Annotated in this window: 14 protein-coding genes, 4 tRNA genes and 1 pseudogene; 9 read left to right on the top strand and 10 right to left on the bottom strand. The window is 60.4% G+C overall.

Going from position 1 to position 15,330, the window contains the following annotated elements; translation table 11 throughout:
* Window positions 1–3: 3 nt before the first annotated feature.
* The gene (locus J5M66_RS11080) at window positions 4–219 is read right to left on the bottom strand and encodes a hypothetical protein (protein ID WP_016773148.1); all 216 of its coding nucleotides are present in this window, start codon (window positions 217–219) and stop codon (window positions 4–6) included.
* A 65-nt stretch (window positions 220–284) separates the two neighbouring features.
* A complete protein-coding gene (locus tag J5M66_RS11075; RefSeq protein ID WP_016773147.1) occupies window positions 285–974 on the bottom strand; it encodes an energy-coupling factor ABC transporter permease in 690 nt (229 codons plus the stop codon).
* A gap of 117 nt (window positions 975–1,091) precedes the next feature.
* On the opposite strand from J5M66_RS11075, the gene J5M66_RS11070 reads away from it, so the two are divergent.
* From J5M66_RS11070 to J5M66_RS26960, 5 genes and pseudogenes are all read left to right on the top strand, one after another.
* The gene (locus J5M66_RS11070; protein WP_007909887.1) at window positions 1,092–1,718 is read left to right on the top strand and encodes a DUF1780 domain-containing protein; all 627 of its coding nucleotides are present in this window, start codon (window positions 1,092–1,094) and stop codon (window positions 1,716–1,718) included.
* Complete coding sequence (locus tag J5M66_RS11065; RefSeq protein WP_016773146.1) at window positions 1,715–2,242, top strand: MOSC domain-containing protein; 528 nt, start codon at window positions 1,715–1,717, stop codon at window positions 2,240–2,242. Before J5M66_RS11070 ends, J5M66_RS11065 begins: the two co-directional genes overlap by 4 nt.
* A gap of 51 nt (window positions 2,243–2,293) precedes the next feature.
* Window positions 2,294–2,467 carry a DUF3094 domain-containing protein gene (locus J5M66_RS11060; RefSeq protein WP_007909875.1) on the top strand — a complete coding sequence of 58 codons (174 nt, stop codon included), beginning with the start codon at window positions 2,294–2,296 and terminating at the stop codon, window positions 2,465–2,467.
* 63 nt (window positions 2,468–2,530) lie between these two features.
* Window positions 2,531–3,829: an NAD(P)/FAD-dependent oxidoreductase gene (locus J5M66_RS11055; protein WP_016773144.1), complete on the top strand. Its 1,299-nt coding sequence runs from the start codon at window positions 2,531–2,533 to the stop codon at window positions 3,827–3,829.
* Between the two features lie 11 nt (window positions 3,830–3,840).
* A pseudogene (locus J5M66_RS26960) lies at window positions 3,841–3,927 on the top strand (metal ABC transporter ATP-binding protein); the annotation flags it as partial.
* Window positions 3,928–3,985: 58 nt separating this feature from the next.
* On the opposite strand, the gene J5M66_RS11050 reads toward J5M66_RS26960, so the two are convergent.
* The 8 genes from J5M66_RS11050 to rluD all read right to left on the bottom strand — a co-directional run bounded on the left by J5M66_RS11050 (window position 3,986) and on the right by rluD (window position 10,863).
* On the bottom strand, window positions 3,986–5,611 hold the full coding sequence (locus J5M66_RS11050) for a methyl-accepting chemotaxis protein (RefSeq protein WP_207808194.1): 1,626 nt from the start codon (window positions 5,609–5,611) through the stop codon (window positions 3,986–3,988).
* Between the two features lie 161 nt (window positions 5,612–5,772).
* Window positions 5,773–5,849, bottom strand: a tRNA-Pro gene (locus J5M66_RS11045).
* 97 nt (window positions 5,850–5,946) lie between these two features.
* A tRNA-Lys gene (locus J5M66_RS11040) sits at window positions 5,947–6,022 on the bottom strand.
* Window positions 6,023–6,027: 5 nt separating this feature from the next.
* Window positions 6,028–6,104: transfer RNA gene (locus tag J5M66_RS11035), tRNA-Pro, on the bottom strand.
* Between the two features lie 9 nt (window positions 6,105–6,113).
* Window positions 6,114–6,189 (bottom strand) — tRNA-Asn (locus J5M66_RS11030).
* A gap of 297 nt (window positions 6,190–6,486) precedes the next feature.
* A complete protein-coding gene (gene clpB / locus J5M66_RS11025; RefSeq protein WP_073475480.1) occupies window positions 6,487–9,051 on the bottom strand; it encodes an ATP-dependent chaperone ClpB in 2,565 nt (854 codons plus the stop codon).
* Window positions 9,052–9,181: 130 nt separating this feature from the next.
* Window positions 9,182–9,904, bottom strand: coding sequence for a peptidoglycan editing factor PgeF (gene pgeF / locus J5M66_RS11020; RefSeq protein WP_206421550.1), 723 nt, complete (start codon window positions 9,902–9,904; stop codon window positions 9,182–9,184).
* Window positions 9,901–10,863: a 23S rRNA pseudouridine(1911/1915/1917) synthase RluD gene (gene rluD, locus J5M66_RS11015; RefSeq protein WP_016773140.1), complete on the bottom strand. Its 963-nt coding sequence runs from the start codon at window positions 10,861–10,863 to the stop codon at window positions 9,901–9,903. Before rluD ends, pgeF begins: the two co-directional genes overlap by 4 nt.
* Before the next feature lie 151 nt (window positions 10,864–11,014).
* Here rluD and J5M66_RS11010 point away from each other — a divergent pair, with 151 nt between their 5' ends.
* The 4 genes from J5M66_RS11010 to J5M66_RS10995 all read left to right on the top strand — a co-directional run bounded on the left by J5M66_RS11010 (window position 11,015) and on the right by J5M66_RS10995 (window position 15,314).
* Window positions 11,015–12,031 carry an outer membrane protein assembly factor BamD gene (locus tag J5M66_RS11010; RefSeq protein WP_016773139.1) on the top strand — a complete coding sequence of 339 codons (1,017 nt, stop codon included), beginning with the start codon at window positions 11,015–11,017 and terminating at the stop codon, window positions 12,029–12,031.
* A gap of 127 nt (window positions 12,032–12,158) precedes the next feature.
* Window positions 12,159–12,392 carry a PP0621 family protein gene (locus tag J5M66_RS11005; protein ID WP_016773138.1) on the top strand — a complete coding sequence of 78 codons (234 nt, stop codon included), beginning with the start codon at window positions 12,159–12,161 and terminating at the stop codon, window positions 12,390–12,392.
* Window positions 12,382–13,971 (top strand): ATP-binding protein, encoded by a 1,590-nt coding sequence (locus J5M66_RS11000; protein WP_123443316.1) that lies wholly within the window; start codon window positions 12,382–12,384, stop codon window positions 13,969–13,971. The genes J5M66_RS11005 and J5M66_RS11000 overlap by 11 nt, the downstream gene beginning before the upstream one ends.
* On the top strand, window positions 13,968–15,314 hold the full coding sequence (locus tag J5M66_RS10995) for a sigma-54 dependent transcriptional regulator (RefSeq protein ID WP_024014351.1): 1,347 nt from the start codon (window positions 13,968–13,970) through the stop codon (window positions 15,312–15,314). The genes J5M66_RS11000 and J5M66_RS10995 overlap by 4 nt, the downstream gene beginning before the upstream one ends.
* Window positions 15,315–15,330 lie beyond the last annotated feature (16 nt).

Raw genomic sequence — 15,330 nt, 5'->3', positions numbered from 1 at the left:
TGATCAGGGCCGCATAAAGCCGTAGTCCTGACTGTCGTCGAGGTTCTCCGCGAGAAAGCGCAACTCGTCGGCCAGGTCTTCGGCATTGCGCACGGCCTTGCTCTGCTGCACCACGGCGCTGAGCAGGGCGCGCAAACTCAGGCCCGGGTCAAAGCCCACCTCCTGCGCCAGCTCCAGACTCTGCCGGGTTTCCTGCCGCGCCCATTCGTACACGCCCATGCCACTGCTCCTGAAGGGATTTGCGCGAGCATGAAATCTCTGCGGCATGGCCGGTTTGATGTGGATCAAGACTTCGGATCGTCGTCCTTCCACGGCGCTGAAAGGTAACGGGTGCGGTTGAAGGTCTCCAGCCATTCCGGGCAGAACACCACCAACGCGCTGACAACCATGCCGTTGATAAAGGCCTCGGGAAACAGCAGCAACCACAGGTAGCCGACGAAATCTTCCAGCCATTCCGGCATGGCAAAGAGGCCGTCGTACCAAAGCAACGTCAGGCTCAGAATCAGGCATAACAGGCCTGACAACGCAGCGGCGAAGAAACCGGAACAGAAGATGTAAACGAATGGATTGCGTGGCTGCGCACGCTCCACGAGGATTGCCACGCATTCGGTGATCAGCACTGGCAGCAGAATCAGCAACGCGCCATTGACGCCCACCGCAGCCAGGTCCTGACGCCCCAGCAGCACCAGCCCCATCTGCGCAACCAGCCCGCCGACGATCGCCAGCGGCCAATCGAGCAGCAGCGTCACGGCCGTCATGCCGATGAAGTGATAAGACACGCCAGTGTCGAAATCCCTGCGCACCAGCCACAGCAGAAACAGCGCGAACACCGTGCCGAACAGCAAGTGCTGCCGGCGACTGTCGCTGAACAGCTCAACCCATGGCGCACGCATGATCGCCCAGAGCAGCACCGGCAGATAAATCAGCCAGCCGAGCGTCAGGCTTGCCGAGGACAGCAGTTCGGCACCGATCATGATTCCCTCACCTTCTCCATGGGCTTACCGCTTTGTCGCAGTCTACACCGCTGATGTATGTGCACCAGCCGATGCAAAGCTATCTGCTTGTCGCATTTGGACGCTAAGCTTGGGCTTATGGATGATTCAGATTATTTACGCCTGCTGACCATCGCGGCCGAGCAGGCCAACGCGTTCCTGTCCAATGCCCGCAAATGGGAGCGTGAGCGTTGGGTCTGCCAGCGCCTGCTGCAAGGTCTGAACATACCCTACCGCGCCGATGAGTTCGCCCCGGCGGGTGAGCCGCCGGACGTGTTGTTCCGCGATGCCAATTTCGAAGTTTTTTTCGTCCTCGATGAAGGCCGCCGTCTGAATGACGAGTGGCGCGACGAATTGCAGCGTCGGCGCAGCGCGTTTTCCCTGAGCCAACTGGTGCGCCGCGAAGCCAAACCCAAGCGCATCCCGGCCAATGAATTTCTCCTGCGTCTGGCGCCAACCCTGCGCAAGAAGGCGCACAACTACAAGGAACGCGGCATGGATCTGGGTGAGCTGGACATCATCGCCTTCGCCAGCCTCAAACGCGAAGTGCTGGATCTCAACAGTCATTTCCCGCCACCGACCGAATACCTGCGTCAGGGCTGGCGCTCGCTGTCGCTGGTCGGCCCGACATTCGCCCGCGTGTTGTTCGCCCACCCCGACGCACCAGACTTTCTGCGCAGCAACCTCGGCCGCAGCATTGTGTTCGACGTGGGCATAAGCCTGTGACGCCGCTGCAGCAGTTGATCGCCGAGGTTCCGCAAACCGGTCGCGTGCGCTGGATCGGTGTGCGTCCAGAATCCCGTGGGCCGATGCTTGAGCTGGACGCGGTCGAGGCGCGGCTGGAGGCCGGGCTCACCGGCGACCACGCCCGCCCGGGAGTTCGCAATGCGCGACAGGTGACGCTGATTCAGTGGGAGCACTTGGCGGTGATCAATGCATTGATGGGCCGTCCCGCTGACCAGCCGGTCCGGCCTGAAGATCTGCGGCGCAATCTCGTTATAAGCGGAATCAATTTGTTTAGCCTGAAGGGGCGGCGCTTTCGCATCGGGCAAGCGATACTCGAAACCACTGGCTGGTGTCAGCCCTGCGCACGCTTGCAGAACAACCTCGGCCCGGGCACTTTTCAAGCCGTGCGCGGGCATGGCGGGATCACCGCCCGGGTGTTACAAAGCGGCATCATTCGTCTCGACGATAGCGTGTGCGTCGAACCGGTTCCGGACAGTGGCTACGCTGCGTTCAATCCGGGCTGAAAACCGCTGTAGCCTGTGCTCATTCAGTAACGTCTACCTGACGAGGCAAATATGACCAGCCGCCTGAACCCCGAAGACCAAAAGCATGTCGAAGAGTACCTGCAACTGTCCCAACACCGTGTCGAGCGCCGGCCTTTCCGGCCGTGGATGCTCCTGGTGCTGGTGCTGGCAGTGACCATTGGTCTGGGCCTGTTGAGCCGATTTATCAGTTACCTGACGTTATGAGCTGCCTTGCGCTCCCTCGGGTAACCGCACCGATTTCCTTTAAAAACCTTGCGAGTTATCCCTATGTCCCATCGTATTGTCATTGTCGGCGGCGGCGCCGGCGGTCTGGAGTTGGCTACCCGCCTGGGTAAGACTCTGGGCAAGCGCGGCACGGCCAGCGTGATGCTGGTCGACGCGAACCTGACCCACATCTGGAAGCCGCTGCTGCACGAAGTGGCCGCCGGTTCCCTGAACTCCTCCGAAGACGAACTCAACTATGTCGCCCAGGCGAAATGGAACCACTTCGAGTTCCAGCTCGGGCGCATGAGCGGGCTCGATCGCGCGCAGAAGAAAATCCAGTTGGCCGCGACCTATGACGAAAACGGCGTCGAGCTGGTGCCGGCGCGTGAAGTGGCTTATGACTCGCTGGTGATCAGCGTCGGCAGCACCACCAACGATTTCGGCACCCAGGGCGCGGCGCAGCATTGCCTGTTCCTCGATACGCGCAAACAGGCTGAGCGCTTCCACCAGCAATTGCTCAATCACTATCTGCGCGCCCACGCCGGGCAGACCGATGTGGTAGAGCAGATCAGCGTGGCCATCGTCGGCGCTGGCGCCACTGGCGTCGAACTGGCGGCAGAGCTGCACAACGCCGCCCATGAATTGGCCGCTTATGGTCTGGACCGGATCAAACCGGAAAACATGCACATCACGCTGATCGAAGCCGGCCCACGGGTGCTGCCTGCCCTGCCGGAGCGCATCAGCGGGCCGGTGCACAAAACCCTGGAGAAGCTCGGGGTCAATGTGATGACCAACGCAGCAGTCAGCGAAGTGACTGCCGACAGCCTGATCACCGCCGATGGCAACGAGATCAAGGCCAGCCTGAAAGTCTGGGCTGCCGGCATTCGCGCACCGGGTTTCCTCAAGGACATCGACGGTCTGGAAACCAACCGCATCAATCAGCTGCAAGTGCTGCCGACTCTGCAAACCACTCGCGACGAAAACATCTTTGCCTTCGGTGACTGCGCGGCCTGTCCGCAACCGGGCACTGATCGCAACGTGCCGCCACGGGCACAAGCGGCGCATCAACAAGCCTCGTTGCTGGCCAAGTCGCTGAAACTGCGCATCGAAGGCAAGACCCTGCCGGAGTACAAATACACCGACTACGGCTCGCTGATCTCGCTGTCGCGTTTTTCTGCTGTGGGTAACTTGATGGGTAACCTGACCGGCAGCGTGATGCTCGAAGGCTGGCTGGCGCGGATGTTCTATGTGTCGCTGTACCGCATGCACCAGATGGCACTGTACGGCCCGTTCCGCACGGCGATGCTGATGCTGGGCAGCAAGATTGGTCGTGGCACCGAACCGCGTCTGAAACTGCACTAAAGCGCCAACCTGTGGGAGCGAGCTTGCTCGCGAAAGCGGTGGGTCAGTCAACACTGTCGTTGAATGATTCGGCCGCTTCGCGAGCAAGCTCGCTCCCACATTGTTTCGTGTTGTGCGCAAATCAGTAGGCGAAGGCCTGCAATGAATCGCTGTTCATCAGAGCTGGAAGCGCCGCACCATGCCCTGCAGTGCATTGGCCAGCTGCGACAGCTCATGGCTCGACGCGCTGGTCTGATCAGCCCCCGCAGCCGAACGCACCGACAGGTCGCGAATGTTCACCAGATTGCGATCCACTTCCCGCGCCACCTGCGCCTGCTCCTCGGCAGCGCTGGCGATCACGAGGTTGCGCTCGTGAATCTCGTGCACCGACGCCGTGATCGTCACCAACGCCTCACCCGCCCGCTCTGCCAGAATCAGCGTGCTCGCCGCACGAGATGCGCTGGCCTGCATTGACTCCAGCGCCTGGCTCGAACCGCTGCGCATGCCTTGCACCATCTGTTCGATTTCCTGCGTCGATTGCTGGGTGCGATACGCCAGCGCGCGCACCTCGTCGGCCACCACCGCAAAACCTCGACCGCTTTCGCCCGCACGAGCCGCTTCGATGGCAGCGTTGAGCGCCAGCAGATTGGTCTGCTCGGCGATGGCGCGAATCACGTCCAGAACCTTGCCGATGTCCTGCGACTGATTGGCCAGCGACTGCACCAGTTCACCGGTGTTCTGCACATCACTGGCCAGCGCATTGATCGCGCTGGCGGTTTCGCTGACGCGCTCCTGGCCCAATTGCGCCGACTGACTGGACTGGCGCGTGGCATCGGACGTCGACACCGCGTTGCGCGCGACCTCCTCCACCGCAGCGGTCATCTCGTTAACCGCAGTGGCGGCCTGTTCGATTTCGTTGTTCTGCTCTTGCAAGCCTTGGGTGCTGTCGATGGTAACGGCGCTCAGTTCATCCGCAGCGGTGGCCAGTTGCGTAGCTGAGCCGCTGATACCTTGCAGGGTCTCGCGCAGGTTCTGTTGCATCGTCGCCAAGGCCTTGAGCAAGCGGCTGACTTCGTCGTTGCCATGGGTTTCGATCGGTCGGGTTAGATCGCCCTTAGCGACACTTTCAGCGGCATCCACGGCGCTGCTCAGCGGGCGCACGATACTGCGCGTGAGCAACATCGCCAGCGCCACCGTGGCCAGCGCTGCCAAGGCAATGAAAAGAGTAACGATGGTGCGCGAGGTTTCATAATGCGCGGCGGACTTCTCGCTTTCGGCAGCGACCTGGCGGGCGAACAGATCGGCGAGATCATTGAGCTGTTTGCCGGAGCCGTCGACCACGGTCTTCATGTCAACCAGCAGCAATTTGGTCAGCTCGTCACGCTTGCCTTGCTCAGCGAGGGTGAACGACTGGGCAATGCCGGTGCGATAGGCGGCGAAGGTTTTCTTGAACTGGTCATACAGCTGCTGACCTTCGGCAGTGTCGACCAGTTTGTCGTAGGCGGCGATCTTCTCGCTCAGTTCCTTGTCGCGGGTGTCCATCTGGCCGCGATAGGTGGCGATATTGGCCGGATCCTGATCGAGCGCCATGCGCAGGGAGATGGTGCGGATGCGCAGCATCAGTTCGCGGATCTCGTCGCCGCCACGGATGCTCGGCAACCAACGGTTCTCCACCGCCACCTCACTGTCGCGAATGCTCGACATCTGTCCCAGCGCAAACACGCCGAGCAAGGCCACCAACACCGCGATCAGGGCAAATCCCAGGGCAGCCCGGGGAGCAATATTCAACTGACGAAGCAACATGACGAACGCCCTTATTCTTGTAATGGCCAGATCAAGGGGCGAAGCGTTGGCAGTCCCCTCGTGTTAGCGGGCTATCGGCAGGTTGTATGACGACTTGAAGGGATTCAGCTTTCGGCAGGCAAAAAAAATCCCCGTATCTTTCGATACGAGGATTTTCAATATGGTCGGGGTAAGGGGATTCGAACTCCTGACATCCTGCTCCCAAAGCAGGCGCGCTACCGGACTGCGCTATACCCCGGTAAAAAAAAGGCGACCTTTCAAAGATCGCCTTCTTCGATCAGCGCTTTTGGCCTCTGATCTTAAGATTCGATCCCAGCGCAAACTGGTTTCAAAAATGGTGGGTCGTGTGGGATTCGAACCTACGACCAATTGGTTAAAAGCCAACTGCTCTACCAACTGAGCTAACGACCCAAATATGGTCGGGGTAAGGGGATTCGAACTCCTGACATCCTGCTCCCAAAGCAGGCGCGCTACCGGACTGCGCTATACCCCGGTTTGAAATTGGCTCCGTGACCAGGACTCGAACCTGGGACCCAATGATTAACAGTCATTTGCTCTACCGACTGAGCTATCACGGAACTACATATTTCAATTTACAGCGGTGAAGCTTTGTTGCATCTCGCCACCCGTTCGCATCGCTGCGTTCGTGTGTCTGAGGCGCGCTATTCTACAACCTAGAACACCTCTGTCAACCCCCTAAATTGCTTTCAAGTTAATGATTTGCAACTTATTTCAGATTCCAACCCGGTGGGTTGAAACGCTGCCGGTGACTGACTGCGGGGCGCACTTTACAAGCCTTTTCCTTTGAGTTCAACAGCCTGGCGAAAAAAAGGCCTCGCAATGCGAGGCCTTCCCGGTTTCATTGCTGCTGAGGCTTAGCCGAAAACGATTTCGTCGTTCTCGACCTTGCCGGTGGCGGTGTCGCCAGGCATGAAATGACCCGACAGGATCAACTGTGCCAGCGGGTTTTCGATCCAGCGCTGGATCGCCCGTTTCAAAGGACGTGCGCCATACACCGGGTCGTAACCGACGGCGATCAGCTTGTCCATCGCTTCCGGGCTCAGCTCCAGCTTCAGCTCGCGCTCAGCCAGACGGCTGCGCAGGCGACCCAACTGGATCTCGGTAATCCCGGCGATCTGATCCCGCGCCAACGGCTCGAAGATCACCACCTCGTCGACCCGGTTGATGAACTCCGGACGGAAGTGCGACGTCAGCGCGTCCATCACAGCAGCGCGCTGCGCCTCGCGATCACCGACCAGCTCCTGGATCTGCATCGACCCGAGGTTGGACGTCATCACGATCACCGTGTTGCGGAAGTCCACCGTACGCCCGTGACTGTCGGTCAGCCGGCCATCCTCAAGCACTTGCAGAAGGATGTTGAACACATCCGGGTGCGCCTTCTCGACTTCGTCCATGAGGATCACCGAGTACGGCTTGCGACGCACCGCTTCGGTCAGATAACCGCCCTCTTCATAGCCGACGTAGCCCGGTGGCGCACCGATCAGACGAGCCACGGAATGTTTCTCCATGAACTCGGACATGTCGATCCGCACCATCGCCTCTTCGGTATCAAAAAGGAATTCGGCCAAGGCCTTGCACAGCTCGGTTTTACCGACACCGGTAGGGCCGAGGAACATGAACGAGCCGCTCGGACGATTCGGGTCGGACAGCCCGGCGCGGGAACGCCGCACGGCGTTGGCCACAGCCACGACCGCTTCTTCCTGACCGATGACCCGTTTGTGCAACAGGCTCTCCATCTTCATCAGCTTGTCGCGCTCGCCTTCGAGCATCTTCGACACCGGGATGCCGGTCCACTTCGACACGACTTCGGCAATCTCTTCTTCAGTCACCTTGCTGCGCAGCAACTGGTTTTCGCTCTTGCCGTGCTGGTCGACCATTTGCAGGCTGCGCTCCAGATCGGGGATCACCCCGTACTGCAACTCCGCCATGCGATTCAGGTCGCCTTTGCGGCGTGCGGCTTCCAGTTCCTGGCGCGACTGTTCGATCTTCTGCTGGATCTGCGCAGAACCCTGCACCTCGGCTTTTTCCGAGTTCCAGATTTCTTCCAGATCCGAGTACTCACGTTCGTGACGCTCGATTTCTTCCTGGAGTTTTTCCAGGCGTTTCTTCGCTGCGTCGTCGCTTTCTTTCTTCAGCGCCTGGGATTCCACTTTCAACTGAATCAGGCGCCGCTCCAGACGATCGAGTACTTCCGGTTTGGAGTCGATTTCCATGCGGATACGGCTGGCGGCCTCATCGATCAAGTCGATGGCCTTGTCCGGCAACTGCCGATCCGTGATGTAGCGATGGCTGAGTTTCGCTGCGGCAATGATCGCGCCGTCGGTGATCGCCACCTTGTGGTGGACCTCGTAACGCTCCTTGAGGCCACGCAGAATGGCGATGGTGTCTTCTTCGCTCGGCTCGTCCACCAGGACTTTCTGGAAACGCCGCTCGAGCGCCGCGTCCTTCTCTATATATTGGCGATACTCGTTGAGCGTGGTCGCGCCGACGCAGTGCAACTCGCCGCGAGCCAGCGCAGGCTTGAGCATGTTGCCAGCGTCCATCGAGCCTTCGCCTTTACCAGCGCCGACCATGGTGTGCAGTTCGTCGATGAACAGAATGATCTGCCCTTCCTGCTTCGACAGTTCGTTGAGCAACGATTTCAGGCGCTCTTCGAACTCACCGCGATACTTGGCGCCGGCAATCAGCGCGCCCATGTCCAGCGACAGCAGGCGCTTGCCTTTAAGGCCATCCGGCACTTCGCCGTTGATGATGCGCTGCGCCAGCCCTTCGGCGATCGCGGTTTTACCCACGCCAGGCTCACCGATCAGCACCGGGTTGTTCTTGGTGCGGCGTTGCAGAACCTGAATGGTGCGGCGGATCTCGTCGTCACGGCCGATCACCGGATCAAGCTTGCCGTCTTCGGCGCGCTTGGTCAGGTCGACGGTGTATTTGTCCAAGGCCTGACGCGATTCTTCGTGGTTGGCGTCATTTACCGCTTCGCCACCACGCAGGTTGTTGATCGCGTTTTCCAGGGCTTTTTTGCTCACGCCTTGGCCGAGCAGCAACTTGCCGAGCTTGCTGTTCTCGTCCATCGCGGCGAGCAGCACCAGTTCGCTGGAGATGAACTGGTCGCCCTTCTGCTGAGCCAGACGGTCGGCCTGATTGAGCAGGCGCGCCAGATCCTGCGACATGTTGACGTCGCCGGTCGGATTCTGGATTTTCGGTAGTTGATCGAGCTCTTTGGTCAGCTCTTTACGCAAGCTGTTGACGTCGAAGCCTACTTGCATCAGCAACGGCTTGATCGAACCGCCCTGCTGTTCAAGCATGGCCTGCATCAAATGCGCCGGCTCGATGGCCGGATGATCGTGGCCAACCGCCAACGACTGGGCGTCGGACAGGGCCAACTGTAATTTACTGGTTAAACGGTCAATACGCATGGGTCACCTTCCTTTTGAGCAGGCCGGACCTAAGAAACCATCCTGAATAAAGAAACCTGCCAGATACCACTGTAGATGCGGTCGATTCTGGGAGATTCAAGCGTCGGAGAGTTGATGCAGATCAGAGAGTTTAGCGGGTGAGCCAAACAAGGGAGGCGAAACGACCGGTGCGCGACGCACGGCGGTAAGAGAAGAAGCGCGGGTCGGTCACGGTGCAGAAACCGCCACCATAAACAGCCGTGACACCCCGTTCAGCCAGACGCAGGCGCGCCAGCAGATAGATATCAGCCATGAACTTGCCGGCATTGTTGCTCGGTACGAACGCTTCTGCTGCTTCAGGCAGTTGATTGATGAAGACTTCCCGTACTTCCGGACCGACTTCAAAGGCTTTGGGGCCAATGGCCGGGCCGAGCCAGACCAGTACCTCGCCAGCAGGAACATCGAGGCTGTCGAGAGTTGCCTCAAGCACGCCCGCCGCCAGACCACGCCAACCGGCATGAGCGGCCGCGACACGCGTGCCGGCACGATCGCAGAACAATGCCGGCAAGCAGTCTGCCGTCATCGCCGTGCAGGCAATGCCCGGCGTTGCCGTCCAACTGGCATCTGCCGTCGCAACAATGCCCGGATCAGCATGAACCACGGCTATCCCGTGCACTTGCTGCAACCAGGCAGGCTGTATAGAGAAGCGCTCGGTCAGACGCCGACGGTTCTCGGCGACGGCTTCAGGACGATCATCAACGTGATCGCCCAGATTCAGGCTGTCGAACGGCGCCTCGCTGACACCACCCTCGCGGGTGGTGACACAGGCCCTGACGCTGGCCGGCGCAGGCCAGTCCGGCGTCAGCCAGTTCATCCGACGAAGGCCTCGCGATCCTGCTTGAGCAGGGTCAGCAGCCAGACGAAATCTTCCGGCAGCGGCGATTCCCAGCTCATGCGCTCACCGCTCGTCGGGTGATCAAGTTCAAGGAAGCGCGCGTGCAGCGCCTGACGCGGGAAGTGCTTGAGCGATTCCACCATGGTCGGGTTGGCCGCAGGCGGAATGCGGAAACGCCCGCCGTAGGCCGGATCGCCGACCAACGGGAAGTTGATGTGTGCCATGTGCACGCGGATCTGGTGGGTCCGACCGGTTTCCAGCTTCACCCGCACGTGAGTGTGGGAACGGAAACGCTCGAGCACGCGGTAGTGGCTGACGGCAGGCTTGCCGCCTTCCATCACTGCCATGCGCTGGCGTTGCTGGCCGTGACGACCGATCGGCGCATTGATCTTGCCACCGGCGGTGACCACGCCGATCACAATGCACTCGTAGATACGGCTGACGCTGCGGCTCTGCAATTGTGCGACCAGTTTGGTCTGCGCCTGAATGGTCTTGGCCACCACCATCAGACCGGTGGTGTCCTTGTCCAGACGATGCACGATACCGGCGCGCGGGACATTGATGATGTCCGGCACATGGTGCAACAAAGCGTTGAGCAGGGTGCCATCGGCATGACCGGCAGCCGGGTGCACCACCAGGCCCGCAGGCTTGTTGATCACCAGGATGTCGTCGTCTTCATAGACGATGTCGAGCTCGATGTCCTGGGCGATCCACTCGCCCTGGGCTTCCTGCTCGGCAGTCAGCTCAAGGACGGCACCGCCATGCACAATGTCGCGCGGGCGGATCACCGCCCCGTCCACAGTCAGGCGACCTTCTTTGATCCAGGCGGAAAGGCGCGAGCGTGAGTGCTCAGCGAAGAGTTGGGCGGCGACTTGATCGAGGCGTTGGCCGCCCAATTCGGACGGCACCTCTGCGCGAAGTTCAATTTTATCGGACATGCTCGGACTGGGCGTCGGCACAGCCTTTGGTTTCGGCTGCGCGCTTGTGGTTAAATACGGCGTCTTTTGCCCCGAGGCTTTTCAACGGGGCGCTCATCATAACAGGACGGCCCCGCCCAAGACAGCGGCCGTCATAGGGACGCAAGCCGCCATGCAAGTGAAACACCTGCTGCTGATCGCCATCCTCGCATTGACCGCTGCTTGCTCATCGAAGGAAGTCGTAGACGAAAACCTCAGCGAAGCCGAGCTGTATCAGCAGGCTCAGACTGACCTGGACAACAACAGCTACACCAGCGCCACAGCCAAACTGAAGGCTCTGGAGTCGCGATATCCGTTCGGTCGCTACGCCGATCAGGCTCAGCTGGAGTTGATCTACGCCAACTACAAGAACGCCGAGCCGGAAGCTGCAAAGTCTGCCGCCGAGCGTTTCATTCGTTTGCATCCGCAGCATCCGAACGTGGATTACGCGTACTACCTCAAGGGTCTGACTTCGTTCGACCAGGACGTCGGCCTGCTGGCGCGCTTCCTGCCGCTGGACATGACCAAGCGTGACCCGGGCGCCGCCCGTGACTCGTACAACGAGTTCGCGCAGTTGACCAGCCGCTACCCGAACAGCCGCTACGCGCCGGACGCCAAGCAGCGCATGATCTATCTGCGCAACCTGCTGGCGGCCTACGAAATCCACGTTGCTGACTACTACCTGACCCGTCAGGCTTACGTAGCCGCTGCCAACCGTGGCAAGTATGTCGTGGAAAACTTCCAGGAAACCCCATCGGTCGGCGACGGCCTGGCGGTGATGACCGAAGCCTACCAGCGTCTGCACCTCGACGATCTGGCCGCCACCAGCCTGGAAACCCTGAAGCTCAACTACCCGGATCACCCGAGCCTGCAAGATGGCCAGTTCGTGCCACGTGTAGCCGAGGCCGACAACCGTTCGTTCCTGAGCAAGGCGACTTTGGGCCTGATCGAATCGCGTCCACCGCTGCCGCCGGGCGAAACCCGCGCCAACCAAGACGTGCAGAAGCAGTTCCAGGACGCGAAGGATGCAATCCCGAACGAGCTCAAGCCTAAGGACGAAAACGGCGACGTGATCGAAGAGCCAGAGCCGGAATCCAGCGACACCGATCGCTCGTGGTTCAGCTACATGACCTTCGGCGTGTTCGACTGACCACACCGGCTGTACGAAAAAAGGGAGATCTGCGGATCTCCCTTTTTTATTGCCGCGCTTTAATAGGCTGTGCGCTGATCGGGTCCTTGGCTAAACTGCCGGATCATCAGTCGAAAAGCCGCTCATCATGCTTCGTTTATTGTTCTGGATTGCCCTGATCTTCGCCGCCATCTGGCTCTGGCGCAAATTCAAGGCCCCCGCCTCGTCCACCCGATCGCCGCGCGAACAGGATGCGCCGCCGATGGTGCGCTGCGCCCACTGCGGCGTGCACCTGCCGCGCGACCGCGCGCTGGGCAACCAGCAACTGTGGTATTGCAGCCAGGCTCATCTCGAGCAAGGCCCGGGCGCCAGTGGTCGCTGAGGCCGCCAACGCCGACCAGAAACAGGCGCAGCGTCTGCTGCGCCTTTATCACCTGTACCGTTTAAGTGTCGGCATCACTCTGGTGCTGCTGATCTCCAGCAACATGGACAACCGCCTGCTGACGTCGGCCAACGACGATCTGCTGCGCGGCGGCAGCTGGCTGTACCTGATCATCAACATGCTGCTGGTGGTGTTCCTTGAAAACACCCGGCGCCCGGCGCAGTTGTTCACCCTGGCGCTTGTCGATGTGCTGCTGTTGTGCGGCCTGTTCTACGCGGCCGGCGGCGTGGCCAGTGCGCTGGGCAATTTGCTGGTGGTCTCGGTGGCGATCAGCAACACCCTGCTGCGCCGACGCATCGGCCTGCTGATTGCCGCCATTGCGGCGATCGGCATTGTCGGCCTGAGCTTTCTGCTGGGGCTCAGCCGCCCCTTGAGCGCCAACGCCTACTTGCAAGCCGGCACCCTCGGTGCGCTGTGCTTTGCCGCCTCGCTGCTGGTGCAAGGGTTGATCCGCCGCCTCGAAGTCAGCGAGACCCTGGCCGAACAGCGCGCCAGCGAAGTGGTCAGCCTGGAGGCGCTGAACGCATTGATCCTGCAACGCATGCGCACGGGGATTCTGGTGCTCGACGAGCAACGCCGGGTGCAACTGGCCAATCACAGTGCGCAGAGTCTGCTCGGCCATAGTCACCTGCAAGGTCATTTGATCGACGAATATTCGCCAGCACTGGTCGAGCGTCTGCAACTGTGGCGTAACAATCCGACCTTGCGCCCGCAGAGCCTGAAAATCCCCGGCAATGGCCTTGAGCTGCAGCCCAGTTTCATCGCCCTTGAGCAGAGCCCGAACCAGCAGACGCTGGTGTTTCTCGAAGACCTGGCGCAAATCACCCAACAGGCGCAGCAACTCAAGCTCGCTGCGCTCGGGCGTTTGACCGCCGGCATCTCCCATGAAATTCGCAATCCACTGGGCGCGATCAGTCATGCCGCGCAGCTGTTGGCCGAGTCCGAGGAACTCGATAGCGCAGATCGGCGTCTGACGCAGATTATTCAAGACCACTCCCAGCGCATGAACCGAGTCATCGAAAACGTCCTGCAACTGTCCCGCCGCCAGCAAAGCGCGCCGCAACGGCTGGACCTCAAGCCGTGGCTGGAAGACTTCGTCGGCGAAATCCGCGAGCAGGCCAATGAGCGCCAGCACATTCATCTGCGGATCAATTCCGGCGATTTCACCACGCTGATGGATCCCAACCAATTGCGGCAGATTCTCGACAATCTGATACGCAACGCCTGGCGTCACAGTGCGCAACTGCACGAGCAGGCCGACGTCTGGCTGGCACTGTTCGTCGACCCGGACAGCCAGTTGGCGGTGCTCGAAGTGCAGGACAACGGCCCCGGCGTGTCGGCCGAGGAGCAGGCGCATCTGTTTGAGCCGTTCTTCACTACCAGCAGCCAGGGCACCGGTCTTGGCCTTTATCTGTCCCGTGAGCTGTGCGAAAGCAACCAGGCACGCCTAGACTTCAAATCACGCCAAGGCGGCGGCTGCTTTTGCATCACTTTTGCTCACGGACGGAAACAAAGTTGAATACAAGCCCACGGCAAAAAATTCTAATCGTCGACGACGAACCGGATATCCGCGAGCTCCTGGAAATCACCCTGGGACGGATGAAACTCGAGACCTTCAGCGCACGCAATCTGGGCGAAGCTCAGGCGCTGTTGCAGCGCGAGCACTTTGACCTGTGCCTGACCGACATGCGCCTGCCCGACGGCACCGGGCTGGAGCTGGTGCAACACATTCAGCAACGCGATCCACACCTGCCGGTGGCGATGATCACTGCGTACGGAAGCCTGGAAACGGCTATCAATGCGCTGAAGGCCGGGGCGTTCGACTTCCTCACCAAACCGGTGGAACTGCCGCGCTTGCGCGAACTGGTCAGCTCGGCGCTACGCCTGCCGACAGCGGGCGGCTTGAGCACGGCAATCGAGCGACGCTTGCTGGGCGACTCGCCGCCGATGGCCAATCTGCGCAAGCAGATCGACAAGCTCGCACGCAGTCAGGCACCGGTGTACATCAGTGGTGAATCCGGCAGCGGCAAAGAACTGGTCGCACGTCTGATCCACGAACAAGGTCCGCGCGCCAGCCAACCCTTTGTGCCGGTGAACTGCGGGGCGATTCCGTCAGAACTGATGGAAAGCGAGTTCTTCGGTCACCGCAAAGGCAGCTTCACCGGTGCCGTCGAAGACAAGCCGGGGCTGTTTCAAGCGGCCCATGGCGGCACTCTGTTTCTCGATGAAGTCGCCGATTTGCCACTGTCGATGCAAGTGAAACTGCTGCGGGCGATTCAGGAAAAAGCAGTGCGCAGCGTCGGCGGCCAGCAGGAAACGGTGGTCGACGTACGCATCCTTTGTGCCACGCACAAAGACCTTGAAGCCGAAGTTTCGGCCGAACGCTTCCGCCAGGATCTGTATTACCGGCTCAACGTCATCGAACTGCGTGTGCCGTCCCTGCGCGAACGCCGTGACGACATCGAGGCGCTTGCCATGCACGTGCTCAAGCGCCTAGCCAAAGACACCGGACAACCCGAAGCGCGCCTGCACCCGCAAGCGCTGGAGGCGCTAAAGAACTATCGCTTCCCCGGCAATGTGCGCGAACTGGAGAACGTCCTCGAACGCGCGCACACCCTGTGTGAAAACCGCACGATCGAGGCGCAGGATCTGCGTTTGAGCGAAGGCAATTGCACGGCGGACGGGGCGATGGCCGATCTGACGCAGGTCGACAATCTTGAGGATTATCTGGAGAGCGTCGAGAGGAAGCTGATTTTGCAGGCGCTGGAGGAAACCCGCTGGAACCGCACGGCGGCGGCGCAGCGGTTGAGTCTGTCGTTTCGGTCGATGCGTTATCGGCTGAAGAAATTGGGCCTGGATTAAAGGCCCCTTCGCGAGC

The organism is Pseudomonas sp. 67(2021), from assembly GCF_017491835.1.
Classification (GTDB): Bacteria; Pseudomonadota; Gammaproteobacteria; order Pseudomonadales; family Pseudomonadaceae; genus Aquipseudomonas; species Aquipseudomonas atacamensis.
Note: the sequence above shows the minus strand (reverse complement) of the source record. Positions and strands in the feature narration are given on the sequence as shown.

Bases quoted from the DNA above. Each gene is read 5' to 3' on its own strand.
- J5M66_RS11050 (WP_207808194.1), bottom strand. From the start codon at position 5,611: ATGTTGCTTCGTCAGTTGAATATTGCTCCCCGGGCTGCCCTGGGATTT.
- J5M66_RS11070 (WP_007909887.1), top strand. From the start codon at position 1,092: ATGGATGATTCAGATTATTTACGCCTGCTGACCATCGCGGCCGAGCAG.
- pgeF (WP_206421550.1), bottom strand. From the start codon at position 9,904: ATGAACTGGCTGACGCCGGACTGGCCTGCGCCGGCCAGCGTCAGGGCC.
- J5M66_RS11075 (WP_016773147.1), bottom strand. From the start codon at position 974: ATGATCGGTGCCGAACTGCTGTCCTCGGCAAGCCTGACGCTCGGCTGG.
- J5M66_RS11010 (WP_016773139.1), top strand. From the start codon at position 11,015: ATGCAAGTGAAACACCTGCTGCTGATCGCCATCCTCGCATTGACCGCT.
- rluD (WP_016773140.1), bottom strand. From the start codon at position 10,863: ATGTCCGATAAAATTGAACTTCGCGCAGAGGTGCCGTCCGAATTGGGC.
- J5M66_RS11005 (WP_016773138.1), top strand. From the start codon at position 12,159: ATGCTTCGTTTATTGTTCTGGATTGCCCTGATCTTCGCCGCCATCTGG.
- J5M66_RS11080 (WP_016773148.1), bottom strand. From the start codon at position 219: ATGGGCGTGTACGAATGGGCGCGGCAGGAAACCCGGCAGAGTCTGGAG.
- J5M66_RS11055 (WP_016773144.1), top strand. From the start codon at position 2,531: ATGTCCCATCGTATTGTCATTGTCGGCGGCGGCGCCGGCGGTCTGGAG.
- clpB (WP_073475480.1), bottom strand. From the start codon at position 9,051: ATGCGTATTGACCGTTTAACCAGTAAATTACAGTTGGCCCTGTCCGAC.
- J5M66_RS11060 (WP_007909875.1), top strand. From the start codon at position 2,294: ATGACCAGCCGCCTGAACCCCGAAGACCAAAAGCATGTCGAAGAGTAC.